This window comes from Vreelandella venusta, assembly GCF_007989605.1.
GTDB classification, from domain to species: domain Bacteria; phylum Pseudomonadota; class Gammaproteobacteria; order Pseudomonadales; family Halomonadaceae; genus Vreelandella; species Vreelandella venusta.
This window is the reverse complement of sequence record NZ_BJUL01000007.1, coordinates 54,717-78,527: the sequence shown is the minus strand read 5'-3', so window position 1 is coordinate 78,527 and position 23,811 is coordinate 54,717. Positions and strand designations below refer to the sequence as shown.

The following is a 23,811-nucleotide window of genomic DNA, read 5'->3' as shown; positions in this document are numbered from 1 at the left end:
TGTAATACCCCTACATGTTGTGCGACTATCCATTCATTGCGGCATGTTGGTAAGCCCAGGATAATGTTCCAAGAAATTTCTTTTCACTACCCAATGAGGCCGCACGTGAGTCAGCAAGCTCTCGAAAACGTTTTTCAGGAATGGCAAAGCAACGAAGCTCTGGCTGAGCAAATGATTCCGCTGGTGGGTCAGCTGTATCGCCAGAACAATGTTGTTGCCACTATGTTCGGTCGCTCCCTGATTAAGCGGTCAGTTATTCGCATCCTCAAAGATCACCGCTTTGTACGCAAAATTGAAGGCACTGAGCTATCTGTTGAAGATACGTTCCCTATCGTAAAAGCGATGAGTGAGCTGAACCTCGGGCCTGCGCATGTTGACGTTGGCAAGCTGGCGGTTAACTTTAAGCGCCAGGGTGGTGGTGATCTTGATGCTTTCCTGCGTAAAGAGCTTGCTGAGATTATTGATGGCTTTCAGCCGAATGGTAGTAAGGGCGAGCCTCAAGACGTGGTACTTTACGGGTTTGGCCGTATTGGCCGTTTGTTGGCACGCGTAATGGTCGAAAAAGCGGGCGGCGGTAATCTGTTGCGCTTGCGGGCCATTGTTGTGCGTGGCCGCGGAGATGTGGCAAAAGACCTTGAAAAGCGTGCCAGCTTGCTGCGTCGCGATTCGGTGCATGGGCCGTTCGATGGCACCATTACCGTCGACGTTGAAGCGCGTACACTTATCGTCAATGGTAATGTGATTCAGGTTATTTACGCCGACTCACCGAGTGAAATTGATTACACTGCTTACGGTATCGACAACGCTGTGATTGTTGATAATACCGGTATCTGGCGCGATGAAGCAGGCTTGGGTCAGCACCTTGAGTGCAAGGGGGCGAAGAAAGCTTTATTAACGGCTCCCGGCAAAGGCGATATCAAAAATATCGTTTTCGGCATTAATCATGAAACAATTGGCGATAATGACCGTATCGTGTCGGCCGCTTCCTGTACTACCAACGCCATCGTACCAGTGCTAAAAGCGCTAAATGATGAGTATGGTGTGGTGACAGGGCACGTAGAAACCGTGCACGCCTACACTAATGACCAAAACCTGATCGATAATTACCACAAAGGCGACCGTCGTGGACGTAGTGCGGCGCTGAATATGGTATTGACCGAAACAGGTGCGGCAAAAGCGGTCGCAAAAGCGCTGCCTGAACTTGAAGGTAAGCTCACAGGTAACGCCATTCGCGTTCCTACGCCCAATGTTTCTATGGCTATTTTGAACTTAACCTTGGAAAAGGGCACTGATGCTGAGGCGTTGAATGATTACCTGCGCCGCGTATCGATTGATTCCTCCTACCAGAAGCAGATTGACTTCGTTGATTCAGCGGAAGTTGTATCGTCTGACTTTGTCGGCAATCGTCATGCGGGTATTGTCGATGCTAAAGCCACCATTGCAAACGGTAATCACGCCGTCGTTTATGTGTGGTATGACAATGAATTTGGTTATAGCTGCCAAGTTATTCGCATTCTTCAGCACATGTCTAATGTGAAGTTTTTGAAGTTGCCGCATTGAGTCGTTTGAGCATTAATGGCCTTTAAGCAGCAGTTAAAGCGCTTTTAACCGCTAAGTCGTACTAAAAGCCACCTCCGGGTGGCTTTTTTTGTGTTCAAAACAAGGCCTGCTAGAGCGTCTATAGCACTTTAGGCGACTGTCACGGATGTGGTCATTGGCCGCGCTTATCTTTATAATACGATGGATTTTTCGGGGTGGTTCAAGCGTGCTTGAGCCTGACTGGTAACAATCTGAACAGACAATAAGAATTTACTGAACAGAAATAAGCATTCGAACCCCTTACCTTCGTATATCCGATCCATCAACTGGGCGAGACTATGATCGAAGTCAAAAAAGGCCTGGATCTCCCCATCACGGGAGCGCCCGAGCAGCGTATTGAAGATGCGCGGCCTGTGCGCCACGTGGCAATCCTGGGCACCGACTACGTTGGCATGAAGCCGACGATGGAAGTTCAGGAAGGGGATAAGGTCAAACTAGGCCAATTACTCTTCACCGATAAGAAAATTGATGGTGTGCGCTTTACCGCGCCCGCCAGCGGTGAAGTCGTGGCTATTAACCGTGGCGAAAAGAGACGTCTGCTGTCTGTCGTTATTAAAGTCGATGAAAATGAAGAAGCGATGACATTTGCTTCTCATGATCGTGACGCTTTAGGGCAGCTTGAACGTCAATCTGTTGTTGATCAACTGGTTGAGTCAGGGCTTTGGACTGCTTTGCGCACCCGTCCTTTCTCTCGCACGCCAGCGATCGACAGCACACCTACCGATATTTTTGTTACTGCTGTGGATACTCATCCACTTAGCGCTGACCCTGCGGTAGTGATCAACGAAAACCCTCAAGCATTTGAAGACGGCCTCAAGGTGCTAACCCGCCTGACCGAGGGCAACGTTTTTCTGTGCACGGGGGCTAATGCTTCCATTCCTGGTGGTAATGTCAGCGGTGTAAAGACTGAGAGCTTTGCTGGCCCACATCCGGCAGGTTTGGTAGGGACGCATATTCACTATCTTTCACCGGTAGCCTTGCACAAGAAAGTGTGGCACATCGGCTATCAGGATGTGATTGCGTTCGGCAAGCTGTTCGTTGAAGGCAAACTTGATACGAACCGTATCATTGCTGTCGGCGGCCCGCGTGCTGAAAATCCTCGTTTATTGCGCACCCGCATTGGTGCCAGTACGGAGGAGCTCTTAGCAGGTGAGGTCATCAAGCCCGATGACACCCGTGTTATTTCAGGCTCTGTGTTCTCTGGTGTTTCTGCCGAAGGAAGCCTGACTTACTTGGGACGTTTCCATAACCAAGTAAGCTTGCTTGAGGAAGGTAACAAGCGCACCTTCTTTGGATGGATGTCTACGGGCGCTAATCGGCACTCAATCATGGGCATTTACATCTCTAAGATTAAAGGCCTGAGCAACTATGCACCAACCACGTCAACCAATGGCTCTGAACGTGCCATGGTGCCGATCGGTGCATATGAAGCCATTATGCCTCTGGATATTATGCCAACACAGCTGCTGCGCACGCTGATCGTGGGTGACATTGAAGTTGCCATGCAACTTGGGTGTCTTGAGTTAGACGAAGAGGATTTGGCACTGTGTACCTATGTTTGCCCAGGCAAATACGAGTACGGCCCTATCCTGCGTGACAATCTCACCATGATCGAGAAAGAGGCCTGATGATGGGTATTCGACAAACACTCGATAATCTCGAGCCGCACTTCCATAAAGGTGGTAAGTACGAAAAGTTCTATCCGCTCTACGAAGCGGTAGATACTATTTTCTATTCGCCCCCCAGCGTTGCAAAAACCACTGCCCACGTGCGTGACGGTATCGATCTAAAGCGCATCATGATCACCGTTTGGCTGTGTACTTTCCCGGCGATGTTCTTCGGCATGTGGAACGCCGGCTGGCAGGCCAATACCGCTATTGATGCAGGCTATGCATCAATGAACGGTTGGCGTGAAGCGATCATGATGACCCTGGCGGGTGGACATGACCCCAGCAGCTTATGGGCTAACTTTGTCCTCGGTGCGACCTACTTCCTGCCGATCTATCTTGTCACCTTTGCGGTGGGTGGTTTTTGGGAAGTACTGTTCGCCATCAAACGTGGCCATGAGGTTAACGAAGGCTTCTTCGTCACTTCGGTACTGTTTGCGCTGATTCTGCCGGCGACTATTCCGCTTTGGCAGGTTGCGCTGGGTATCACCTTTGGTGTGGTAATCGGTAAAGAGATCTTCGGCGGCACGGGTAAAAACTTCTTGAACCCCGCGCTGACTGGCCGTGCGTTCCTTTACTTTGCCTACCCAGCGCAAATCTCAGGAGATGCCGTATGGGTAGCCGCGGATGGCTACACGGGTGCAACTGCGCTCTCCATGGCGTTCCAAGACGGCATGACTGCGCTGACCGATACAATGAGCTGGTGGGACGCCTTCCTTGGCTTTATCCCAGGTTCAGTGGGTGAGGTCTCGACGCTGGCGATCTTTATCGGTGCGGCAGTACTGCTGTGGACGCGTATCGCGTCATGGCGAATCATGCTGGGGGTTCTCCTGGGTATGATCGCCACCAGTACGCTGTTTAATCTGATTGGTTCTGACAGCAACCCCATGTTTGCAATGCCCTGGTATTGGCATTTGGTGATTGGTGGCTTCGCTTTCGGCATGGTGTTTATGGCAACGGACCCGGTGTCTGCTTCCATGACTAACCAGGGGCGCTTGGTGTTTGGCGCGTTGATCGGTGTAATGACCGTGCTGATCCGCGTGGTAAACCCTGCGTTCCCTGAGGGCATCATGCTGGCCATTCTGTTCGCTAACTTATTTGCGCCGCTGATTGACCACATGTTCGTCCAGGCCAATATTAAACGCCGTCTCAAGCGGACTGGCGTAGCGGCCGAGGAGAATGCCTAATGGCTCAAGGTAACAACTCCATCAAAAAGATCCTAACCGTAGCGTTTTCGCTGTGTATCGTGTGCTCGGTAATCGTTTCGACGGCTGCCGTAGCGTTGCGCCCTATGCAGCAGCTCAACCAGGAATTGGATCGTAAAACCAACATTCTAAATGTGGCAGGTCTCTATGAGCCTGGCATGGATGTTGAGGAAGCGTTCAGCACGCAAATCACGGCACGTGTCGTTGAGCTTGATACCGGTGAGTACACCGATCAATTCGACCCAGCGACCTTCGACGGCTTCGAAGCATCTCGTGATCCTGCAACGGGGCGTACGCTTTCCGGTGATCGTGACATTGCAGGCTTGTCTCGTGTTGAGAACTTCGCGACTGTTTATCTTGTCGGCGATGCTGAAAACCCCGAGCAAATTGTTCTGCCCATTCGTGGGCAAGGACTCTGGGGCCGCATGATGGGTTTCCTCGCGGTTGAAGGCGACGGTAATACCATCGTTAGTATCACTTACTACGACCATAGCGAAACGCCGGGTCTTGGTGCTGAGGTAAATAATCCGCGTTGGCAAGCTCAATGGGAAGGTAAGAAGATTTACGATGAAGAGGGCGACCTCTCTCCGGAAATCCACCTGACCAAAGGCGGCGCAAGCAACGAGCACGAGGTTGACGCGCTTTCTGGTGCAACGCTAACCAGTAACGGCGTGACCAACATGCTGCAGTTCTGGTTCAGCGAAGAGGCTTTCGGTCCGTATTTGGCTAACTTCCGCAGTGGTACTGAACCAGAAGATGCCGAAGACACCGATACCGACTTCGACGATGTTGAGGGGGCCTGATCATGGCGGATGTAAATGCAAAAAGTGTTTTAACGGCGCCGATTTTTAAGAACAACCCCATTGCGCTACAAATCCTGGGGATCTGTTCTGCTCTAGCGGTTACGACTAGCATGAGCGTATCGCTGGTAATGGCGCTAGCGGTTACTTTTGTAACGGCCTTTTCGAACTTGTTCGTATCGTTGATCCGGAACCATATTCCGTCTTCGATCCGTATCATTGTTCAAATGACCATTATTGCGTCGCTGGTTATCGTGGTTGACCAGATCCTCAAAGCTTACGCTTACGAAATGTCTAAGCAGCTTTCAGTCTTTGTGGGCCTGATTATCACCAACTGTATCGTAATGGGCCGCGCGGAAGGTTTTGCGATGTCCAATACGCCGAGCATGTCGTTCCTTGACGGGATCGGTAACGGCTTGGGCTACGGTTTTATCCTAATGGTTGTTGGCTTCTTCCGTGAGTTACTGGGTGCTGGCAGTATCTTTGGCTTTACCGTCCTGCCTACAGTGCAAAATGGTGGTTGGTATGTGCCCAATGGTCTATTGCTCCTGCCGCCCTCTGCCTTCTTCATTATCGGTTTGCTGATCTGGGTTTTACGTTCAGTTAATCCTGAGCAGGTAGAAGAGAACGAGTTCAAAATGAAGCACAACACCAAGCCGAAGGAGGCCGTGTAACATGGAACACTATCTAAGCCTTTTCGTTGCTTCGGTTTTTGTTGAAAACTTGGCACTGGCCTTCTTCTTAGGGATGTGTACATTCCTGGCGGTATCTAAGAAGGTTTCCGCTGCATTTGGCCTCGGGATCGCCGTTATTGTCGTACTGACAATCTCGGTTCCAGTCAACAATCTCGTGTTCAACCTGCTGCTGGCTGAAGGCGCTTTGTCTTGGACTGGCATAAGCGGTGCTGAAAACATCGATCTTTCATTCCTGGGTCTTCTGAGCTACATCGGCGTTATTGCCGCGCTGGTTCAGATTCTGGAAATGTTCCTCGATAAATATGTTCCTGCGCTATACAACGCGCTGGGCGTATTCCTGCCGCTGATTACCGTTAACTGCGCCATCTTAGGTGGCGTACTGTTCATGGTTGAGCGTAACTACAACTTCGGTGAGTCCGTAATCTACGGTTTCGGTTCTGGTGTTGGCTGGGCGCTTGCGATTACAGCGTTGGCTGGTATCCGTGAAAAGCTGAAGTATAGCGACGTGCCTGGCGGTCTTCAGGGGCTTGGCATCACGTTTATTACCGTTGGCTTAATGTCGTTGGGCTTTATGTCCTTCTCAGGCATTCAGCTTTAATCGGAGCCGGTTTTCTCGGCAGCTCAGGCTGCCGAGGTACAGAAAACCTTCAGCAATAGGAAACCGACATGGTTGATACATCTGTCATCTTGCTCGGTGTTGTCATGTTCACGATCATCGTTATTAGCTTAACGGCGATCATTCTGGCAGCGCGCAGCAAGCTAGTGAGTAGCGGGGACGTGACGATTGAAGTCAACGGCGACCCCGAGCACACCCTGCAGACTCAGGCTGGTGGTAAGCTTCTTAACACCCTAGCTGCAAACGGAATCTTTCTTTCCTCTGCCTGTGGTGGTGGTGGTTCTTGCGCTCAGTGTAAGTGCCGAGTAGAAGAGGGCGGCGGCTCTATTTTGCCGACGGAAGAGTCTCACTTCACTATGCGTGAGAAGAAAGAAGGCTGGCGCCTCTCTTGTCAGGTTCCTGTGAAGCAGGACATGAAAGTAGAAGTGCCTGAAGAAGTCTTCGGCGTTAAGAAGTGGGAGTGTGAAGTTACCGCGAACCCCAACGTCGCGACCTTCATTAAAGAGTTGAACCTGAAGCTGCCCGAAGGTGAGGAAGTTGCCTTCCGCGCCGGTGGTTATGTACAGCTGGTGGCGCCGCCTTACGATATTAAGTTCTCCGATTTTGACATCGAAGAAGAGTATCGTGGCGATTGGGAAAAATTTGATATGTTCAAAATTTCCCATAAGAATAACGAGGAAGTTATCCGCGCTTACTCCATGGCTAACTACCCGGATGAGAAAGGCCTCCTCAAGTTCAATATTCGTATCGCGACGCCGCCTCCGGGTACAAGCCACCCGCCGGGCCTTATGTCGACCTACGTCTTCAATTTGAAGCCGGGCGACAAAGTGACCGTAATGGGGCCGTTTGGTGAGTTCTTTGCCAAAGACACCGATGCTGAAATGATCTTTGTCGGTGGTGGTGCGGGTATGGCGCCAATGCGTAGCCACATTTTCGATCAGCTCAAACGCTTGAAGTCAGATCGTAAAATTACTTTCTGGTACGGTGCGCGCTCCTGGCGTGAGACTTTCTACAACGAAGAGTATGATCAGCTAGCCGAAGAGTTCCCGAACTTTGAGTGGCACTTGGCGCTTTCTGATCCGCAGCCAGAAGATAATTGGGAAGGGCCGACAGGCTTCATCCACAACGTACTGTACGAAAACTATCTGAAGGACCACCCAGCTCCGGAAGATTGTGAGTACTACATGTGTGGGCCGCCCATGATGAACGCGTCTGTTATCAAGCTATTGCTCGATATGGGCGTGGAGCCGGAAAACATCCTGCTGGATGACTTCGGCGGTTAACAATGTGATTCTTTAAGCTGCCTTCGGGCATGAGCGGGGCTGGCCTTTGGGTCAGCCCCGTTTGTATGTAGATGACTGAAAAACGATGCGTTGTCTGATCATTTTGAAGTGGCTGAGGTACAATAGGCAGTAAAATTCTACGGCACTTAACGACATGACCGTTGTCGGCAGGTGAGCAGTTAACGCAATGCTGGGAGGTGAACATGACAATCTGGCTACTGGTATTTGGTTTTATGGCGCTGGTAATGACGGCAATGGCCGTTGGTGTCTTAATGGGCCGCAAGCCCATTGCGGGTTCCTGCGGTGGATTAAATCAGTTAGGCCTAAAAGAAGGCTGCGACATCTGCGGCGGCAAAGATGAGGTTTGCGAAGAAGAAAACCGCAAGCGTGGAAGCGTACGTCGGCGTAGCGATGAAAGCCGTGGAGCTGACCTAGGCTATGACGCAACGCGTCGTTAATCTAGCCATTGGCCATTCAGACGCTCGCTAACCGCGAGCGTTTATGTAACTGCCAGTGTTGAGAGCGCTTTTAAGTTAGCAATAAGGAGATCCAAGTCGTATGGCCGTTCACAATTACGATGTTGTGGTGATAGGCACTGGTCCCGCTGGGGAAAGCGCTGCTATTAACGCCGCCAAGCACGGCAAACGAGTGGCGATTATTGAAAAGCAGGTCCAGGTGGGGGGTAACTGCACCCACTGGGGCACGATCCCTTCAAAAGCGCTGCGCCATCAGGTCAAACAGATCATGGCGTTCAATACCAACCGTATGTTCCGCGATATCGGTGAACCCCGCTGGTTTTCTTTTCCTAAAGTGATGGAGCGCTCGCGTGGCACCATCGATAAACAGGTCGAAATGCGTACGACGTTTTATGCGCGCAACCGCATTGATCTATTTCATGGTGTGGCGCGTTTTAAAGATGAGCATACCGTGGTGGTGCGAGACCGGCAGGAAGGTGTGGAAGAGCTGGTAGCCAAGAAAATTGTTATTTCTACCGGCTCGCGGCCTTATCGTCCGGCGGATATTAACTTTCGTCATCCACGTATCTACTGCTCCGATACGATTCTTAGCCTTTCCCATACTCCGCGGACACTGGTGATCTTTGGGGCAGGTGTTATCGGTTGCGAGTACGCCTCTATCTTTTCGGGTCTTGGGGTTAAGGTTGATTTGATCAACAACCGCGACAGCCTGCTGTCATTTTTGGATGATGAGATCAGTGATGCGCTTTCCTACCATCTGCGTAAACACGGTGTGCTGATTCGCCATAACGAAGACTATAAAAGTGTCGAAGGTGACGACGCCGGCGTAACCGTAAACCTGAAGTCGGGCAAGAAAATCCGCGCCGATGCGTTTCTTTGGGCGAATGGCCGTACCGGTAATACCGATAGCCTTGGACTTGAGAATATTGGCTTAGAGGCAAACAGCCGAGGTCAGCTTAGCGTTGATGAGCACTACCGCACCGCGATTGCGCATATTTACGCTGCAGGCGATGTGATTGGTTGGCCGAGTCTAGCCAGTGCTGCCTACGACCAGGGATTAAACTCGTGTAACGAGCTACTGGAAAAAGAGTATCGCTTCGTTAGTGATGTACCCACTGGGATCTACACCATTCCCGAAATCAGCTCTTTTGGTCCCAACGAGCGTGAACTGACCGAAGCCAAAGTGCCTTACGAAGTGGGTAAGGCGTTCTTTAAAGATACCGCGCGTGCGCAAATTACCGGCGATACGGTGGGCATGCTGAAGATTTTGTTCCACCAAGACACGCTGGAGATTCTGGGTATCCATTGCTTTGGTGACCAGGCGTCGGAAATTCTACACATCGGCCAAGCGATTATGCAGCAGGAAGGTGAGGCGAATACCGTGAAGTACTTCGTTAATACCACTTTCAATTATCCCACGATGGCAGAAGCGTACCGGGTGGCGGCGCAAAATGGCTTAAACCGAGTGTTTTAAAATATTTTAAGCATGGGGGCTATGCCCCCATGCTTACACCTCACAAACCATCCAACAGTTGCTGAGCGCGTAGCTGCCAGTCACCGTCTAAAGCGGCAGCCTGAATGAGTGCTTCCCGCGCGCCCGCGCTATTTTCCTGCTGAAGCCTGAGTATGGCGACATTGAACCATGCTGCGCCCATGGCAGGGTCAAGCTGTGTGGCTGATTCAAAGGCTTCAAGCGCGGCTTGAGGCTGTTGAGCGGCGTATAGCGCATTGCCGAGTGCAAATTGCCCTAGCGGATGAGCAGGGAAGCGTTTTGCAAAGGCTTGCCAGCTGGAGAGTGTTGCTACAGGCCCATGCTGTTCCTCGTAAGCGCTAATGGCTTCCAGTGCGTTGTGAGCGGTAATGCCTTCGGGCAGGCTGCCAGGTTCGCTAACCACAAACCCCCAGCGCTCACTGCGCGCCCAGGTGGCATCAAAGCGGCTAAACGACATTGTATGCCGCTCGATTTCGCCACTACGTAAAATCAGCGTTTCATTAGCTAAATCAAAACCAATGGCTACTGCGTAGTGCCACATCGGGAAAGCTGGCAAGGCGAGGTTTTGCATCACCACTACAGGGTCACCTGCCTCCAGGTGTCCAAGCAATGCATCCATGGTGCCACGAATGGGAATCGCCAACTGTTTATAACGGCGCACAGTGGCTAGCATTTCAGGCTGAACGCTACCCTCTCGCCCAGGCAGAAATACCTGTGGGATTAACTGCTCAAGCTCTGTGTCGACCCCTTGGTGATTGAGCACCATTGCCAGCGTTGCAGGGCCACACTGATACGCCGTTTGGGCGTAAAACGGTACTTCGGTAAGCTCAGTCTGCGGTGCCAGGCTAGCTTTAGTGCTTTCTAGCAGCACTGGGCTTCTGGCGCAGCCGCTAAGCAGAGTCGGGATCAGCAAGGTAAGCAGTAAAACGCCCGCAAAGCGGGCGTTTAAAAGCTGTTTCATCATGGTGGTCAAATCAGCGAGTGAACGGATAAACATCGGTCAGGCCGAGAATGTCAGTCACTAGCAGGATCACAAATACCGCAAACAGGGCGCCAACCACGCCAGCGCCGGCGGGTAGCTGTTCGAGCTGTTCGGCCATTTGCTGCGCTTCTGCATCGCTGAGTGCGGCAACGCGAGCTTCAACGTCATCTAAGTGGACACCCTGTTTGAGTAGCTCTTCTTGCACATCTGCACGGGAGAGAATTTCATTGATACGCTCGCGGTCAGCACCTGCGCGGTCGCCGGCTAATACAGATTGCGTAGAGACTAATTCTGTCGCGGCAGCGTCCATACTCTGCGGGGCCGTGGGCGCAGCGGCAACAGGTAGGCTGGTAACGACTAGCACCGCGATCAGTAAGCTTGAGAGATAAGCACGCACTTTTTTCATTGTCTTCATCCTTAGACGTATCGGGGAGCAAGGGAGCCTCTGATTAATGCAGCATGGGCAAGCGCAATAGTTAATCAGAGGTTTTTCAAGCTAATTTGTAACCTGAAGCAATAGTATAAAAATAAACCGTGGTGGATTTAAGGCGAAAACGAAAAGTGCTAATTATTTGCACTAATGCGGTAGGTCCAAGCGGATTCAGCTAACAGTCCCTTACCACCCGCCATAGTCATAGCTAAGTCATGAAGTCCTGGCCATAAGGGCACCGCAGAAGCCCCTTTCACCGCCAGGTCTAATCGTTGGGCCATCAGCAGGAGCTTGTGTAAACGTTTCATTGATAGGCGACTGATCGCTTTTTGATAAGCGGGGCGGCGTTTATCAAAAATCATTGGTTTCTGGGTTTTACACGCGTGCTCAAAGCTTTGTCCCTGATCCAAATGCTGGTGCAGCGAAAGCAGGGTGCGTAGCTCGCGACTGAGTGCCCAAAGCACAATGGGGGCTTCAACTCCTTCACTGCGCAGCCCATTAACGATACGCGAGGTACGGCTTGGCTCTCCTTTTAAACAGGCATCCGCAAGGTTAAACACATCAAAGCGAGTGCTGTCTTCCACGCCTTGGGCGATGCTTTCAACATTAAGGCGAGTGTTAGGTGGATGAATCAGCGCCAGTTTTTGCAGCTCCTGATCAGCAGCCAACAGGTTACCTTCGGTGCGCTCACCCAATAAGCGAGCCGCTTCTAGGTCAATTTGCAAACCATGCAACGATGCGCGATCCCGTAGCCAGTAGCCTAACCGCGAAGCATCGACGGGCCATACAGGTACAAATAAACCGTGCTTGTCGAGTGCTTTAAACCAAGCGCTTTTTTGTTGCTTGGCGTCTAGTTTGCCCATGCTAATCAGCAGCAAGTCGTCGCTGCCGTCCATCAATTCAGCATATTGTGCCAGTGCTTTACTGCCATCTTGGCCGAGTTTATGCGTCCCTAGCCTAAGTTCCAGAAGCTTATTAGAGGCGAATAATGATAGATTGCTGGCGGTTTCTAGCAGTCGGCTCCAGGCAAAGTTAGGCTCTACATCAAGCACTTCCCGCTCTTCAACACCCGCTTGCCGCGCGGCTGAGCGCACGGCATCACAGGCGTCACGATGTTGCAGTGGCTCATCACCGGCAACAATCACGACCTTGGGCAGTTTTTTTGCTAAGGCCGCGGGAAGCTGATCCGAAAATACCTTCACTGAATGGCCTCAAGGTTCGCCAGTCTTTCGACAATGCGCTCAGCCAGTTGCCGTGTTAGCGTTTGTTCCGCTTCTTGAAAGAGGGTTTCGCGATTGAGTAGATCGTCATCGCTGACCCGAATGCGCGTATCGGTCGTTATCGTTGCATTATTAAGCACATAAGCATTGTCTTCTCGCTGCTGCACGGAGAGAGACGTGCTTAGCGTTAGCTCATGTTCTTGGCTGGCACGTCCTTCGCTGCCAATACGGCGTTGGCGAAGCGTTGGTGAGCCCAGCGTGACCCGCCAGGGAGCGCCATCAGAAACCTCGCTGCTTCGCTGCAGTAGCCGGATGCGTAGCTGCTGAGCCAAGGCGCTTTTGTCGTCGCCCTCAAGTGATAGGGCAGGCAGGCGCGGCATCGAATCTGAGCCGCGCAAGCGAAACCCGCAGCCACTGAGCAACACCGCCGCTGAGGCGGCGATGCTGGTAGCGAGGAAACGACGGCGCGTAACGTGTTGGGATGGTTTCATCCACTCACCACAATGTTAACCAGCTTGCCGGGTACAACGATGACTTTACGAACCGTTTTACCTTCCAGATGGCGCTGGACGTTTTCGTTCTCCATCGCCAGTTGCTCGATGGCGGCTTTATCTGCGCTGGCCGGGGCTTCTAGGCGCGCGCGCAGTTTTCCGTTCACTTGCACGACGAGTTCGATACTGTCGCGGGTGAGCGCGGCTTCATCTACCTGTGGCCACTGGGCTTCAATGGCGGGCTGGTCATAGCCTAATTGTTGCCACAGTGCGTGGCACAAGTGCGGTGTAATGGGTGCCAACAGTAGCACGCACGCCTCAAGCGCTTCGCGGCTGACCGCTAAGCCGAGCTCGGACGTATCGTCGAACTTGGCCACTGCGTTAGAGAGTTCCATGACTGCGGCAATGGCGGTATTAAAGGTGGTGCGGCGGCCAATATCATCACTGGCTTTCTTGATTGTCTCGTGGGTCTTACGACGCAGTGCTTTTTGGTCGTCGTTTAACGCATCAACGGCCAATTTGCCCGGCGTACCCGCAGCCAAGTGTTCGGTCACCTGGCGCCAAATCCGTTTCAAGAAGCGATGCGCACCCTCAACGCCAGAATCCGACCACTCCAGCGACTGCTCGGGCGGTGCGGCAAACATCATAAACAGGCGGACGGTATCGGCACCAAACTTGTCGATCATCGACTGAGGATCAACACCGTTATTTTTCGATTTCGACATCTTCTCGATGCCGCCCATCTCTACCGGCAGGCCATCGCTGATCAGAACAGCGCTTAACGGTCGACCTTTCTCATCGCGTTTGACTTCTACGTCGGCGGGGTTGAACCACTCCTTACCACCGTTATCTTTAACGCGGTAGAAGGTTTCCGCAATGACCATGCCCTGGGTGAGCAGTTGCTGGAACGGCTCATCGGAATCCAGCATGCCGAAATCGCGCAGCAGTTTATGGAAGAAGCGGGCGTAGAGTAGATGCAGAATCGCGTGTTCGATACCGCCGATATACAGGTCAACGGGCAGCCAGTAATTGGCGCGCTCGTCCAACATGGCTTCGTGGTTATCCGCGCAGCAGAAGCGGGCGAAGTACCAGGACGATTCCATAAAGGTATCGAAGGTATCGGTTTCGCGCACCCAGCCATCGCCCAGCTCAGAAAACTCGGGCATCTTCTTCAGCGGTGAGCCGGAAGCATCCACGGTGACTTCCATGGGCAGTGCTACCGGCAATTCATCATCGGAGAGCGGCACGGTTTGACCTTCCGGGCCATATTTCACAGGAATTGGCGCACCCCAATAACGCTGGCGAGCAATACCCCAGTCACGCAGACGGTAATTGGTTTTTACTTCACCACGGCCAAGCTCAGTAAGCTTTGCGGCAATCGCATCAAACGCCGCTTGGAACTCGAGGCCATCAAATTCGCCAGAGTTAATCAACGTGCCGTGCTCAACATAAGCACCTTCGGAAATATCCGGCTGGTTGCCGTTGGCATCGGCCACCACAGGCTTAAGCTCTACGCCGTACTTGGTGGCAAATTCCCAGTCGCGCTGGTCGTGGGCAGGTACCGCCATCACCGCACCGGTGCCAAACTCCATTAAGACGAAGTTGGCCACAAACACCGGCACTTCATCACCGGTGAGCGGGTGAATCGCTTTGTGCCCAGTGAGCATGCCCAGCTTTTCTTTTGTGGCCATTTCGGCTTCCGACGTGCCACCTTTGGCGCATTCGTCACAAAACGCCGCCAGTTCGCTGTTTTGCGCGGCAGCCTGCTTAGCCAGCGGGTGACCAGCGGCGACGGCCACGTAGGTGACACCCAGCAGCGTATCCGGGCGGGTGGTATACACCGCCAGCGGCTCGCAGGCGCTGCCGTCTGCCGCCTGAATATCAAAGGTCATCTCAACGCCGCGGGATTTACCAATCCAGTTGCGCTGCATGGTTTTGACCTGTTCGGGCCACTCGACATTATCAAGATCTGCCAACAGCTCATCGGCGTAGTCGGTAATTTTCAAGAACCACAGCGGGATCTCTTTACGCTCTACCGGTGCACCAGAACGCCAGCCGCAGCCGTCGATTACCTGCTCGTTAGCCAGTACCGTTTGGTCAACCGGATCCCAGTTCACCGTGGACATTTTCTTATAGACCAAGCCTTTTTCGACCAGCTTGGTAAAGAACCACTGCTCCCAGCGGTAATAGCTGGTATCGCAAGTAGCGAATTCGCGGCTCCAGTCGTAGGCAAAGCCAAGCGCTTTCAACTGATTACGCATGTAATCAATGTTTTGATAGGTCCACTTCGCGGGCGGCACCTGATTTTGAATCGCGGCATTTTCCGCAGGCATACCGAATGCATCCCAACCCATGGGCTGCATGACATTTTTACCCTGCATGCGCTGGAAACGGGACACAACGTCGCCGATAGTGTAGTTACGCACGTGACCCATATGCAGCTTGCCGCTGGGGTAGGGGAACATGGATAGGCAGTAGAACTTTTCGCGGTTAGCGTCTTCTACTGCTTTGAAGCACTGGTGTTTATCCCAGTACTGCTGAGCGTCACGTTCAATCTCACGGGGGCTGTAATGTGCGTCCATCGGTGTTTTCAATGCCTTGGGGTAATTCGCCCAAAAAGGGCGCAAAGTGAATAATGGATGACGGCTGTCAGATAAGTAACGTCGATTGTATCCTATGCAGGTGTATCCTTGAACGGTTAGCCGATGATAGGCCGCACCTTGGGTCGACAAAAGGAGAGGTACCATGGAACAACATAACGATCACCGTTTGCGAGAAGGCTACGAGCGCCTGCTAGAACGCTTGCAGGACGGGGCCAACGATCTTACCTGGGATAATCTACAAAAGGATTTGGACGACGCCGTTGCTTTTGAAGCGGAGCTGGAAGAGTACACCAAAGACGAGCTCGCGTTGCTGCGTGCCTGGGTAGAGCGTGACCTGAAAGATATGCGCTACTACATGGCGGATACCGGTAAGCAGGTTGCTAGCTGGTTGGGTATTGATATCGATAGCCTTTCACGGCGGGTAGCGGAATCACTGCTTTCAATTGCCGACCGTAGCGTGGTGGAGCGCGAACGCTTCGAAGATGACTTGGAAGCTGCTCGTGCCGACTACTGTGAAGGTGAAGTTGCTGCGCCAGGCCTGATGGCGTGCGTACACTGCGATGCTCAGGTGATGCTAGAAAGCGTCTCACGCCTGGAACCTTGCCACCAGTGTGGCCACCGCTATTTCTACCGCTTTCCCAGTAAAATCGTCGAAACCTAGGAGGCTAGCGCACTCATCACTTAATTGACCCAGATGCTCAGGCCTGCGATCGCACCCAGCGAGAGCAGGCTCATCATCGCGGCATACAGTAAATTATTTTTCATCATGCGGTAGCCGCTAATCCCGTAGCGCCCCTGCAGCGAAAGATTAATGCCAGATAACGGCCCAACGCTGGTACCTACCGCCCAAGCGCTCAGCGCAACAAAGGCAAACAGCGTTTGCTCACCGCTTGCTAAATTCAAAATAGATGCCAGCACGGAAACACCAATGATCGGGTGTAATCCCGCCAGCGCACTCAGCGTAATCGCCGCAAAGCTCACCATGGCTTGCCACATGCCAAACGTGGCAAATAGCGTCCAGTCGTCACCTGCTGCGGCTGCTACCAGAGTAGAAAGCCCCAGCGTTAATAAGCCCGCCGCTAAAAACAGCGAGATTTCCCCGCGCATGGCGGGTAGTCGTGTGGTGGTGTGTTGGCGAATGCGCCGCAGGGTAAAACGCGTGCCTTCACGTAGGTTGCTCAGCACCGCTACCACTGGCAGTAAAAAGGTAATAATACTGACAATGGTGAGCGATGGCGTAAGCCAAAAATGAAACAGCATTACCAGTGCTGCCATGCTCGCCGGCATTAACAGGCTGCGTGGCGAAAGCGAAAAGCCGTCGACCTCGGTTAAATCAAACCGACGGCTCAACTCTAAGGTGGTTAATAGCCCGGATAGTAGCGCTAACGGAAACCCAATCAGCGCAATCTGGCCGTACTGAACGTCGGGCGCCAATGCAATCACCACCGCCATAGAGGCAAAAAAGGGCGACCATAGTGCGGCACTGGAAAGTCCACGATTCAAGGCCAATAACTGGGGCATGGTTAGCGGAGAGCGCCTGGCTAAGCGGTCGCCCACCATAAAGATCGTCGAAAGATTTAGAATGGTGCCGAGAAAGTGTACCCCTAGCCACGTGCGCAGCACGCCATCTGCTCCGGTCACTCGTTTACCCGGCGGGCGCTTATTACCCTGGGTACCAATCAACGAAATAAAGCTAACGCCCACCAGCATCGTGGCCACAAACACATTGCCCTGAAGCATGGCAGGCCAATTTACGTTGGCACCATACATCACCCTTGCCACTACTAGCATCAGCGCTCCAAGGGTAATCAATACTCCCGCCTGTATGCGCGAACGGCGCGGGATATCTCGCCATAGCAGCGCCACCGCCACCCACAACACATAGCTCACCGCCTGTGCCGTCGGTATCACGCCGATAAAGCCAATAATTTGAGCGACCAGCCCAAGCAGAATCAAAACCCCCGCCACCCGCTGCCGCAACGTTGTCTCTTGCATCTCAATCCCTTGCTGGTTGAGTTAGCAGGCTAATCGGCTTTTCAACAATTGGCTAGCAGAAGGCGCAGGAAACTTCGCATAAACGTAACAATAAGTGCATTCATGTAGTGCGGTGCGTGCTGCTGCCCATAGGCCTCGAATTATTGTGGGAGGGCGCTTCAGCGCGCGATGATAATGCCGCCAACACTAGCCGCGCCGTTATAACCAATCAAAGCAACTTGTAGCGCGCGGTAACGAATATCGCGAGGAACGAGCGAATGAGGCACCCGCGGAAGGACAAGGGCACGGATCAACACATACAACGATAGAAGCATAACAAAGCGACGTTTCTACTTTGCCATGCCGAAGAAAACTGAGTAATGTAAAAAATAGATAGTTTGCTTAACGTAATATCAAACAAGATAAGCCCAGACGGTCGCCAGCGGAGCGTTTAATTCAGCCCTGATGTACCGGGGCGGTAGCGTGCTTTTTTATCTAGCCGAAAGGGCTGCGGTAGCTCTAAGCTATACCTGAGAGAAGCCATCAAGTGCATATCCTTGGACTAATGAGCTAGAACACGCTGTTATGCCCAAAGTATTTTAGGTCAAAGTATGTCAATAGAATCTATCGTGGAAACAACTTGGCCTGAGATATTGAAACTGCAAGCAGAAGTTTATCATTTGGTTGAACCAGAGAGCCTAGAGGTGTTGCAGGATAAGTGGCTGAGGTCGCTAAGCAGTTGTTTTATTTATAGAGATGATGAGCGGCTAGCAGGATATGTGTTAGCGCATTCTTGGAACAGTAAGACGCCACCGAAATTGTTCAACAAGCTGCCAAAAGGGACAGAAGGATCAATTTTGTTCCTCCACGATTTAGCTGTGTCGAGTAATTCGTTTGGCAAAGGTATTGGCTCAACAATGATGGCGCATTTAGTGAATATTGCTATCGTCTCAGGCTACAGAGAAATTCGGTTAGTGTCTGTTCAGAATTCAATGCAATTTTGGCAAAAACAAGGTTTTACACCATTAGAACAAGAAGTGTGTAAAAGTTATGGTAATAGTGCGCAGCTAATGAAACGAGTACTTGATGATAACGCGCATGCGTCATAGTGAACTGCCATATGCCTAAAGGAGTTCGTCAATGATTAGGAAAGCATTGAAACGTGACTGTTTAGATTTAGCAGCGTTGTCACTTCAAGTTTGGTTGCACACATATGCGGTGAAAGGTGTGCGTTCTCAAATATCAAAATATGCCTTGTCTACTTTCAATGAGGAATATTTTGCTAAGTTACTTGAAAGAGAATGTATTGATGTTAGGGTTTTCGAAGAGGATTCGCACCTTATTGGTTTTATTGTTGCTGATTTGAATTCAGAGCTTGAAGATGGTTTAGGCTACGAAATTGTAACGCTATATGTATCACAACATTTTCATGGCAAAGGTGTTGGTCGCCAACTCCTAAGGGAAATAGAAAATGCTCATGGTTTCCCTTTTTGGTTATCCACTTGGGTTAATAATCATGGCGCAATTGGGTTTTATGATAAATTAGGTTTTAACATCATTGGTGAACTCAATTTCAATCTGGAGGGGGAGTTGCACCGTAACCATGTGTTTGCGTACGTCGGTACATAATAAAGTGTTTGTGAACGATTTCTCAATGCTTATCAGGATCGCTTCGCTTACATTTTGGAAAGCATTTCGTCGCGCCTTAAAATGGCGTTAGCTTCTCCCGTAGCCGAAGGAGAAAGGATGTATGAAGGTGAAACCGCAAGCTTTTATCGAGATGAATAGACTAAAACTCTCCCCATGCTGACAGCATATACCTGCCCAGTTGCCAGGAGTATCGAGGAAGCATGGGTTCTGATAATGCTTGTTGGCGATACTGTTGGTATGGTCGAAATGGGAATCGAAAGCAGCGTGACGTATTTCGAGCGTTGGCCCGCAAAACCAGAAATTAGGTGATTGAATATGAAGCCAAAACTTTCCGGAGGCCTAGTGCATGAATTGCCCGTTGATTTGGCCGTAGCATTAACTGAAAAAGGCCTCATTAATACTTGGGAAGCCTTATCGGCAATTGGCCGTAATGAATTTATTTGTTGGGTTGAAGACGCCAAACAAGAGAAAACTAGAGTAAAGCGGATAGTTCGAGCTACTGAAGAACTTCTAGAAGGGAAAAAAAGACCTTGCTGCTGGGTAGGGTGTATACATCGCACGGACAAAAAACCGAGTAAATGGCAACAGGATGTTTTGATAGATAAAAAGAAAAAGCCAGGAGAAAAATGAAATAAATAACAAATGGTCATATGCGACTCAGTGGCCTACGCTCCTTTGTACTTTTTCTTTTCTCACCGCTGCGCAACACAGCAAGGCGTTTTATATGTTTTGTATGGAAAGTCAGAGAAATATGGATAAAAATGCTGAAATCTGGCGTCATTACTACGGAAAGGCACTATCTCGCCCTCATTTAAAACGCACCGAGTTTGCTGTTCAGTTCAATGAGTCAAATCTCAAAGTAGCCACTGATTGTGGCTGTGGCACAGGAAGTGATATTCAGTATTTAGAGCAGCAGGGTTTTAAAGTGCATGGCTTTGACATTAATTCTGACTCAGTTGCTATTTGTAGAGATAGGTTTGGGTCAAACTCATTAGTCAAAATTTCAGAGTCTTCGTTTGAGTCCTTCGACTATCCTACGTCTGGCGTAGTTATCGCTAATTCAAGCTTGTTCTTCGCAGACCCAGATCGATTTGAAACGACTTGGAGAAATATTAAGTCATCAATTGAAGTCTGTGGGGTATTTGCAGGCGACTTTACGGGTGTCAAAGACAGTTGGGCTAAAAATTATCGTAGTCCAATTACCTATTTATCCGAATCTGAGATAAAGAGGTTGTTCAATGGGTTTGAAATAGTCAGATTCTATGAACGGGACGAAAAAGCTAAAACTGCATTGGGTAGAATGAAGCATTGGCACACCTATTCTGTTGTCGCGGTGAAACGAACATAAAAAGCATTTAAGACAGATTCGCAACGTTCGATATTTTGACTTTAATGTTTACACCGCAGCGAGTTTGGTAGAATGGCAGCGTTTCTCACTACTTAACGCGGCGTCATGCTATGAAATATCAAAAACTGCATATAATTGGTGGCCCGGGAAGCGGGAAATCATATATTGCTAGGAAGCTTTCAGAGAAATATGGTCTGCCTCAACACGATTTAGATGACATATTTTGGGATCGAAATCATACGGATTACATCAGGTCTGGCGACGAGGCACGGCAAAAAAACTTAGAGTCTATCCTGTCGAACGACACCTGGATAATTGAAGGGGTTTACTATAAGTGGCTAGAGAAGTCCTTTGAAGGAGCCGATAAGATAATTGTTCTCAATACACCAGTATTGCTGAGGCAATGGAGGATACTGCGGCGCTATTTGGGCTACAAGCTTTCACGCAGCCGCAAGAAAAATGAAACGTTGGCAAATCTTATTGAGCTGATGTCTTGGAACCAAAAGTACGACCGAGACAATCTGGTACGATTTTATGCGTTTTCGAAAGCTCAGGCTGATAAAATAGTAGTTTGCAGCAGCTTCTCTGAGGTAGAGCGAGCAGTTAATGGCTGAATGCCAATGTTAGAATGATTCGGGCAGATAACTTGCTGAGTAAATAAATTAGGATGATAGGCGATGTAGACGGTTCGAAATCGGTTTTTCTACCGTCTCGTTAGGCGAAAAAATATACTATATGGGTATAAAATGGATTATTTGAGCATAAATAAAGAGGCGTGGGACAAAAGAACCAAAGTGCATGTTGAATCGTCATTCTACGATGTTGAGTCATTCAGAAATGGTAAATGCTCGTTAAACCCAGTAGAGCTGAAACAGCTTGGAAATGTAGAGGGGAAATCCTTATTACATCTACAGTGTCATTTTGGTCAAGATACCCTGTCTTGGGCTCGTTTAGGTGCAGAGGTCACGGGTGTGGATTTGTCTGCTGATGCAATCGAACAGGCAAACTTGCTGAAGCAGTCTTTAGGCTTAAAAGCAAATTTTATCGAAAGTGATGTTGTTCAATTTGGTCGTCAAAATACACAGGAATTCGATGTTGTATTTACTTCATACGGAGTTTTGTGCTGGCTATCCAATTTAGAAGGTTGGGCACAAACAGTCGCTAAATCATTAAAAATTGGTGGTGAATTTCATCTGATTGAGTTTCATGCTTTTAACGACTTGTTATCAGGTTACTCATACTTCTCCAGCGATGCCCCTGATGTTGAAGAGGAAGGTACTTATACCGAAAACTGCGATGGTACTAAATCAACGGTGGTAACTTGGTCCCATTCAATGAGTGAGGTTATAAGCGCTTTAATTGGTGCAGGGTTAGCTATAGAGTCTTTCTCTGAGCATCCCTATAGCCCTTATAATTGCTTTGATGGTTTAGAGTTGGTGCCAGGCTTAGGGTATCAAATGTTATATAAGGGACAACAGGTTCCATTGTTGTACGCAATTAAAGCACGAAGAATCGCCTAACATGCTGCTCGAAAGCTATTACGTGATTTTCTCGGTTTCGTGTGTACCTTGGGCTGGTTCAGGTGAGGCGGAAAAATCCAGCATACTAGAAGTAGAAGAAGACACTGTTTGACGGGCACCATTGATGCTTACGTGAACACGTAAGCATCAACCAAGTAATGCTAACCGTTACTCAAATGATTAGAGCGCTCAGTTATTGCCCCGCTTCAGTGCCTCTGCGTCGATTTCCAGGAAAGCCTGCTCGGAAGACGCATGTTGCCCAGTCGACTCAAAAGTCTTCAATAGTGACCACTCATAAAGTGGGGCGCCGGGGTGTTGGCTGGATTGTTGGATACCGTAAACCTCAAACGTAAAAGGCCCAGGACCAAACAAATCCCTATTCTCAGTATGCTTTTTGGCGACCACTAGAAAAACGCCATTATCGGACTCGAAAAGGCGGTTGTCCCGAATCGTGATGGCGCCGGAGAAAATACGATGATCTAGCCAAGTGAATGTATCTCGATTGGCTGCTGGTATAATGCTGAGCTCGCCGTTAGGCAAGCGAATAAAGAAGGTCAGCGAATTATTACTATATGACATGTTTCTGTCATATATCGAGGCAATGACATAATCCTCCATACCGTTTCTGTTGAGATCAATACGGTTTACGCCATCGGTTAACTCAAGCTGAGAAAACGCCATGGCATTAGTGCTAAAAAAGTAAACCAGCAGGAAGAATAGGTGCTTACTCATCGACCGCTCTTATTAACCGGAAACCGATATCGGGCATTCCAAACCCCGGAGAATGTACATCACAACCTGATAGCACGTTAGTGACGGCTTGTTGATAACTGCCGCCACAAAAATAATACATGGGGATTCCCTTGGCGTAATGGTTTCTTTCATCAATCCATTCCGCCGCGTTACCGCTCATATCGTAAAGATCCAAAGCATTGGGAAGCTTAGAGCCTACGGGCAATGTACCCAATATGGTGCCATCTTCAGAGGGGAAGTTGGCGACTGCTTCCGGTTGTGGACTGCCTGAATGAGGGTAGCCATAGGAGCCGTCTGCAATACCTTCATAGCCACCTCTAGCCGCGACTTGCCATGCAACCATATCAGGTAAACGGTACCCCGATGCTTTAGGCTCCCTTTGTATGCCGGAGCTATCATCGATTTCCGGTATGGCTTTAAGCGGCGCCCCCTCGGTGTCTAGGTAGTAGGGAGTCAGCCCTTGGTATTCGCTTAGGGCATTGGCAAACAAAATGGTATCCCACCAGGTGACATTAACGGCAGGGTGCTGGCCGCTACTCTGGTTGTCTGACCGACAGTCGTCAATTGTGGCGCCATCACAGGCGTCGCCCAATGAATAACCATGTTGGAAGGCCCAGGATTGCACTTCCTGATAGAGCCGATACGGCACTTCCGTTTTCATGATTAAGAATGAAGGGGTAGAAAGATTGGCATTGCCAGCATAATCTTGGTCGCCAAAAACTGTGCCGACGTAAAAGCTGCCGCCCTCTACTTTAGCTTCGTCTGGCAAATGAAAACTATTCTGCGCAAACACAGGTGTACAAAAAAGAAAACACAAAATCCCGGTGACATTTTTCAAAATCCAAAACCTCAGGTCTACTAGTGACTAATTATTTTTTGGGAAATATAAATTTTTCGATTTTACGTTACGCTTATTGTAGTTAATAATCTGCTTTAAAAGCTATCGCTAATTCATGGCGGAAGCAGACCTTTCGTCGCATTGCGGACTAGTTTTTGGGGAAGCAGAA

Annotated in this window: 25 protein-coding genes; 17 read left to right on the top strand and 8 right to left on the bottom strand. The window is 50.2% G+C overall.

Going from position 1 to position 23,811, the window contains the following annotated elements:
• The first annotated feature begins 105 nt into the window (after nt 1-105).
• From HVE01_RS09650 to sthA, 9 genes are all read left to right on the top strand, one after another.
• On the top strand, nt 106-1,560 hold the full coding sequence (locus HVE01_RS09650; protein WP_146943794.1) for a glyceraldehyde-3-phosphate dehydrogenase: 1,455 nt from the start codon (nt 106-108) through the stop codon (nt 1,558-1,560).
• Nucleotides 1,561-1,877: 317 nt separating this feature from the next.
• Complete coding sequence (locus HVE01_RS09645; protein WP_125747339.1) at nt 1,878-3,227, top strand: Na(+)-translocating NADH-quinone reductase subunit A; 1,350 nt, start codon at nt 1,878-1,880, stop codon at nt 3,225-3,227.
• Complete coding sequence (locus HVE01_RS09640) at nt 3,227-4,453, top strand: NADH:ubiquinone reductase (Na(+)-transporting) subunit B (RefSeq protein ID WP_125747341.1); 1,227 nt, start codon at nt 3,227-3,229, stop codon at nt 4,451-4,453. Before HVE01_RS09645 ends, HVE01_RS09640 begins: the two co-directional genes overlap by 1 nt.
• Complete coding sequence (locus tag HVE01_RS09635; RefSeq protein WP_125747343.1) at nt 4,453-5,274, top strand: Na(+)-translocating NADH-quinone reductase subunit C; 822 nt, start codon at nt 4,453-4,455, stop codon at nt 5,272-5,274. Before HVE01_RS09640 ends, HVE01_RS09635 begins: the two co-directional genes overlap by 1 nt.
• Before the next feature lie 2 nt (nt 5,275-5,276).
• Nucleotides 5,277-5,945 (top strand): NADH:ubiquinone reductase (Na(+)-transporting) subunit D, encoded by a 669-nt coding sequence (locus HVE01_RS09630; protein WP_125747345.1) that lies wholly within the window; start codon nt 5,277-5,279, stop codon nt 5,943-5,945.
• A 1-nt stretch (nt 5,946) separates the two neighbouring features.
• The gene (gene nqrE / locus HVE01_RS09625) at nt 5,947-6,564 is read left to right on the top strand and encodes an NADH:ubiquinone reductase (Na(+)-transporting) subunit E (protein WP_009723509.1); all 618 of its coding nucleotides are present in this window, start codon (nt 5,947-5,949) and stop codon (nt 6,562-6,564) included.
• Nucleotides 6,565-6,632: 68 nt separating this feature from the next.
• Nucleotides 6,633-7,865 carry an NADH:ubiquinone reductase (Na(+)-transporting) subunit F gene (gene nqrF / locus HVE01_RS09620; RefSeq protein WP_125747349.1) on the top strand — a complete coding sequence of 411 codons (1,233 nt, stop codon included), beginning with the start codon at nt 6,633-6,635 and terminating at the stop codon, nt 7,863-7,865.
• Nucleotides 7,866-8,068: 203 nt separating this feature from the next.
• The gene (nqrM, locus tag HVE01_RS09615) at nt 8,069-8,323 is read left to right on the top strand and encodes a (Na+)-NQR maturation NqrM (RefSeq protein ID WP_009723507.1); all 255 of its coding nucleotides are present in this window, start codon (nt 8,069-8,071) and stop codon (nt 8,321-8,323) included.
• 100 nt (nt 8,324-8,423) lie between these two features.
• On the top strand, nt 8,424-9,815 hold the full coding sequence (gene sthA / locus HVE01_RS09610) for a Si-specific NAD(P)(+) transhydrogenase (RefSeq protein ID WP_125747351.1): 1,392 nt from the start codon (nt 8,424-8,426) through the stop codon (nt 9,813-9,815).
• A gap of 40 nt (nt 9,816-9,855) precedes the next feature.
• On the opposite strand, the gene HVE01_RS09605 is transcribed toward sthA, so the two are convergent.
• The 5 genes from HVE01_RS09605 to leuS all read right to left on the bottom strand — a co-directional run bounded on the left by HVE01_RS09605 (nt 9,856) and on the right by leuS (nt 15,538).
• Nucleotides 9,856-10,797: a PA2778 family cysteine peptidase gene (locus HVE01_RS09605; protein WP_244973796.1), complete on the bottom strand. Its 942-nt coding sequence runs from the start codon at nt 10,795-10,797 to the stop codon at nt 9,856-9,858.
• A 10-nt stretch (nt 10,798-10,807) separates the two neighbouring features.
• Nucleotides 10,808-11,221: a PA2779 family protein gene (locus HVE01_RS09600; protein ID WP_146943790.1), complete on the bottom strand. Its 414-nt coding sequence runs from the start codon at nt 11,219-11,221 to the stop codon at nt 10,808-10,810.
• A 158-nt stretch (nt 11,222-11,379) separates the two neighbouring features.
• A complete protein-coding gene (gene holA, locus HVE01_RS09595; protein WP_146943788.1) occupies nt 11,380-12,447 on the bottom strand; it encodes a DNA polymerase III subunit delta in 1,068 nt (355 codons plus the stop codon).
• Nucleotides 12,444-12,956, bottom strand: coding sequence for an LPS-assembly lipoprotein LptE (locus HVE01_RS09590; RefSeq protein WP_125747359.1), 513 nt, complete (start codon nt 12,954-12,956; stop codon nt 12,444-12,446). The genes holA and HVE01_RS09590 overlap by 4 nt, the downstream gene beginning before the upstream one ends.
• Entirely contained in the window at nt 12,953-15,538 is a 2,586-nt protein-coding gene (leuS, locus tag HVE01_RS09585; RefSeq protein ID WP_125747361.1) for a leucine--tRNA ligase, read from the bottom strand. Before leuS ends, HVE01_RS09590 begins: the two co-directional genes overlap by 4 nt.
• Before the next feature lie 163 nt (nt 15,539-15,701).
• On the opposite strand from leuS, the gene HVE01_RS09580 reads away from it, so the two are divergent.
• Nucleotides 15,702-16,220 carry a zinc ribbon-containing protein gene (locus HVE01_RS09580; protein ID WP_125747363.1) on the top strand — a complete coding sequence of 173 codons (519 nt, stop codon included), beginning with the start codon at nt 15,702-15,704 and terminating at the stop codon, nt 16,218-16,220.
• Between the two features lie 20 nt (nt 16,221-16,240).
• On the opposite strand, the gene HVE01_RS09575 is transcribed toward HVE01_RS09580, so the two are convergent.
• Nucleotides 16,241-17,554 carry a hypothetical protein gene (locus HVE01_RS09575; protein WP_146943786.1) on the bottom strand — a complete coding sequence of 438 codons (1,314 nt, stop codon included), beginning with the start codon at nt 17,552-17,554 and terminating at the stop codon, nt 16,241-16,243.
• Nucleotides 17,555-18,144: 590 nt separating this feature from the next.
• On the opposite strand from HVE01_RS09575, the gene HVE01_RS09570 reads away from it, so the two are divergent.
• The 7 genes from HVE01_RS09570 (at nt 18,145) to HVE01_RS09540 (ending at nt 22,051) form a co-directional block, all read left to right on the top strand.
• Nucleotides 18,145-18,642, top strand: a complete 498-nt coding sequence (locus HVE01_RS09570; RefSeq protein WP_146943784.1) for a GNAT family N-acetyltransferase — start codon at nt 18,145-18,147, stop codon at nt 18,640-18,642.
• A gap of 31 nt (nt 18,643-18,673) precedes the next feature.
• Nucleotides 18,674-19,162, top strand: coding sequence for a GNAT family N-acetyltransferase (locus tag HVE01_RS09565; protein WP_125747369.1), 489 nt, complete (start codon nt 18,674-18,676; stop codon nt 19,160-19,162).
• A gap of 174 nt (nt 19,163-19,336) precedes the next feature.
• The gene (locus tag HVE01_RS09560) at nt 19,337-19,492 is read left to right on the top strand and encodes a 3-methyl-2-oxobutanoate hydroxymethyltransferase (protein WP_186808830.1); all 156 of its coding nucleotides are present in this window, start codon (nt 19,337-19,339) and stop codon (nt 19,490-19,492) included.
• Nucleotides 19,493-19,498: 6 nt separating this feature from the next.
• Nucleotides 19,499-19,813: a YdeI/OmpD-associated family protein gene (locus tag HVE01_RS09555; RefSeq protein ID WP_146943782.1), complete on the top strand. Its 315-nt coding sequence runs from the start codon at nt 19,499-19,501 to the stop codon at nt 19,811-19,813.
• A 94-nt stretch (nt 19,814-19,907) separates the two neighbouring features.
• On the top strand, nt 19,908-20,531 hold the full coding sequence (locus tag HVE01_RS09550; protein WP_244973797.1) for a class I SAM-dependent methyltransferase: 624 nt from the start codon (nt 19,908-19,910) through the stop codon (nt 20,529-20,531).
• Nucleotides 20,532-20,641: 110 nt separating this feature from the next.
• A complete protein-coding gene (locus HVE01_RS09545) occupies nt 20,642-21,145 on the top strand; it encodes a P-loop NTPase family protein (protein ID WP_146943780.1) in 504 nt (167 codons plus the stop codon).
• A 132-nt stretch (nt 21,146-21,277) separates the two neighbouring features.
• Nucleotides 21,278-22,051, top strand: coding sequence for a class I SAM-dependent methyltransferase (locus tag HVE01_RS09540; RefSeq protein ID WP_146943778.1), 774 nt, complete (start codon nt 21,278-21,280; stop codon nt 22,049-22,051).
• Between the two features lie 189 nt (nt 22,052-22,240).
• Here HVE01_RS09540 and HVE01_RS09535 read toward each other — a convergent pair whose 3' ends face one another.
• On the bottom strand, nt 22,241-22,783 hold the full coding sequence (locus tag HVE01_RS09535) for a carbapenem self-resistance protein CarG family protein (RefSeq protein ID WP_146943776.1): 543 nt from the start codon (nt 22,781-22,783) through the stop codon (nt 22,241-22,243).
• Nucleotides 22,776-23,642, bottom strand: a complete 867-nt coding sequence (locus HVE01_RS09530; protein WP_198350391.1) for an SUMF1/EgtB/PvdO family nonheme iron enzyme — start codon at nt 23,640-23,642, stop codon at nt 22,776-22,778. The genes HVE01_RS09535 and HVE01_RS09530 overlap by 8 nt, the downstream gene beginning before the upstream one ends.
• Nucleotides 23,643-23,811 lie beyond the last annotated feature (169 nt).

What these genes read in the sequence shown, in the direction of transcription:
- HVE01_RS09560 (WP_186808830.1), top strand. Translation starts at nt 19,337, where the DNA reads ATGCTGACAGCATATACCTGCCCAGTTGCCAGGAGTATCGAGGAAGCA.
- HVE01_RS09540 (WP_146943778.1), top strand. Translation starts at nt 21,278, where the DNA reads ATGGATTATTTGAGCATAAATAAAGAGGCGTGGGACAAAAGAACCAAA.
- nqrF (WP_125747349.1), top strand. Translation starts at nt 6,633, where the DNA reads ATGGTTGATACATCTGTCATCTTGCTCGGTGTTGTCATGTTCACGATC.
- HVE01_RS09580 (WP_125747363.1), top strand. Translation starts at nt 15,702, where the DNA reads ATGGAACAACATAACGATCACCGTTTGCGAGAAGGCTACGAGCGCCTG.
- HVE01_RS09565 (WP_125747369.1), top strand. Translation starts at nt 18,674, where the DNA reads ATGATTAGGAAAGCATTGAAACGTGACTGTTTAGATTTAGCAGCGTTG.
- nqrE (WP_009723509.1), top strand. Translation starts at nt 5,947, where the DNA reads ATGGAACACTATCTAAGCCTTTTCGTTGCTTCGGTTTTTGTTGAAAAC.
- HVE01_RS09550 (WP_244973797.1), top strand. Translation starts at nt 19,908, where the DNA reads ATGTTTTGTATGGAAAGTCAGAGAAATATGGATAAAAATGCTGAAATC.
- HVE01_RS09630 (WP_125747345.1), top strand. Translation starts at nt 5,277, where the DNA reads ATGGCGGATGTAAATGCAAAAAGTGTTTTAACGGCGCCGATTTTTAAG.
- HVE01_RS09545 (WP_146943780.1), top strand. Translation starts at nt 20,642, where the DNA reads ATGAAATATCAAAAACTGCATATAATTGGTGGCCCGGGAAGCGGGAAA.
- HVE01_RS09590 (WP_125747359.1), bottom strand. Translation starts at nt 12,956, where the DNA reads ATGAAACCATCCCAACACGTTACGCGCCGTCGTTTCCTCGCTACCAGC.
- HVE01_RS09535 (WP_146943776.1), bottom strand. Translation starts at nt 22,783, where the DNA reads ATGAGTAAGCACCTATTCTTCCTGCTGGTTTACTTTTTTAGCACTAAT.
- HVE01_RS09640 (WP_125747341.1), top strand. Translation starts at nt 3,227, where the DNA reads ATGATGGGTATTCGACAAACACTCGATAATCTCGAGCCGCACTTCCAT.
- HVE01_RS09570 (WP_146943784.1), top strand. Translation starts at nt 18,145, where the DNA reads ATGTCAATAGAATCTATCGTGGAAACAACTTGGCCTGAGATATTGAAA.
- HVE01_RS09605 (WP_244973796.1), bottom strand. Translation starts at nt 10,797, where the DNA reads ATGATGAAACAGCTTTTAAACGCCCGCTTTGCGGGCGTTTTACTGCTT.
- HVE01_RS09600 (WP_146943790.1), bottom strand. Translation starts at nt 11,221, where the DNA reads ATGAAAAAAGTGCGTGCTTATCTCTCAAGCTTACTGATCGCGGTGCTA.
- HVE01_RS09575 (WP_146943786.1), bottom strand. Translation starts at nt 17,554, where the DNA reads ATGCAAGAGACAACGTTGCGGCAGCGGGTGGCGGGGGTTTTGATTCTG.
- leuS (WP_125747361.1), bottom strand. Translation starts at nt 15,538, where the DNA reads ATGGACGCACATTACAGCCCCCGTGAGATTGAACGTGACGCTCAGCAG.
- nqrM (WP_009723507.1), top strand. Translation starts at nt 8,069, where the DNA reads ATGACAATCTGGCTACTGGTATTTGGTTTTATGGCGCTGGTAATGACG.
- HVE01_RS09555 (WP_146943782.1), top strand. Translation starts at nt 19,499, where the DNA reads ATGAAGCCAAAACTTTCCGGAGGCCTAGTGCATGAATTGCCCGTTGAT.
- sthA (WP_125747351.1), top strand. Translation starts at nt 8,424, where the DNA reads ATGGCCGTTCACAATTACGATGTTGTGGTGATAGGCACTGGTCCCGCT.
- HVE01_RS09635 (WP_125747343.1), top strand. Translation starts at nt 4,453, where the DNA reads ATGGCTCAAGGTAACAACTCCATCAAAAAGATCCTAACCGTAGCGTTT.
- HVE01_RS09645 (WP_125747339.1), top strand. Translation starts at nt 1,878, where the DNA reads ATGATCGAAGTCAAAAAAGGCCTGGATCTCCCCATCACGGGAGCGCCC.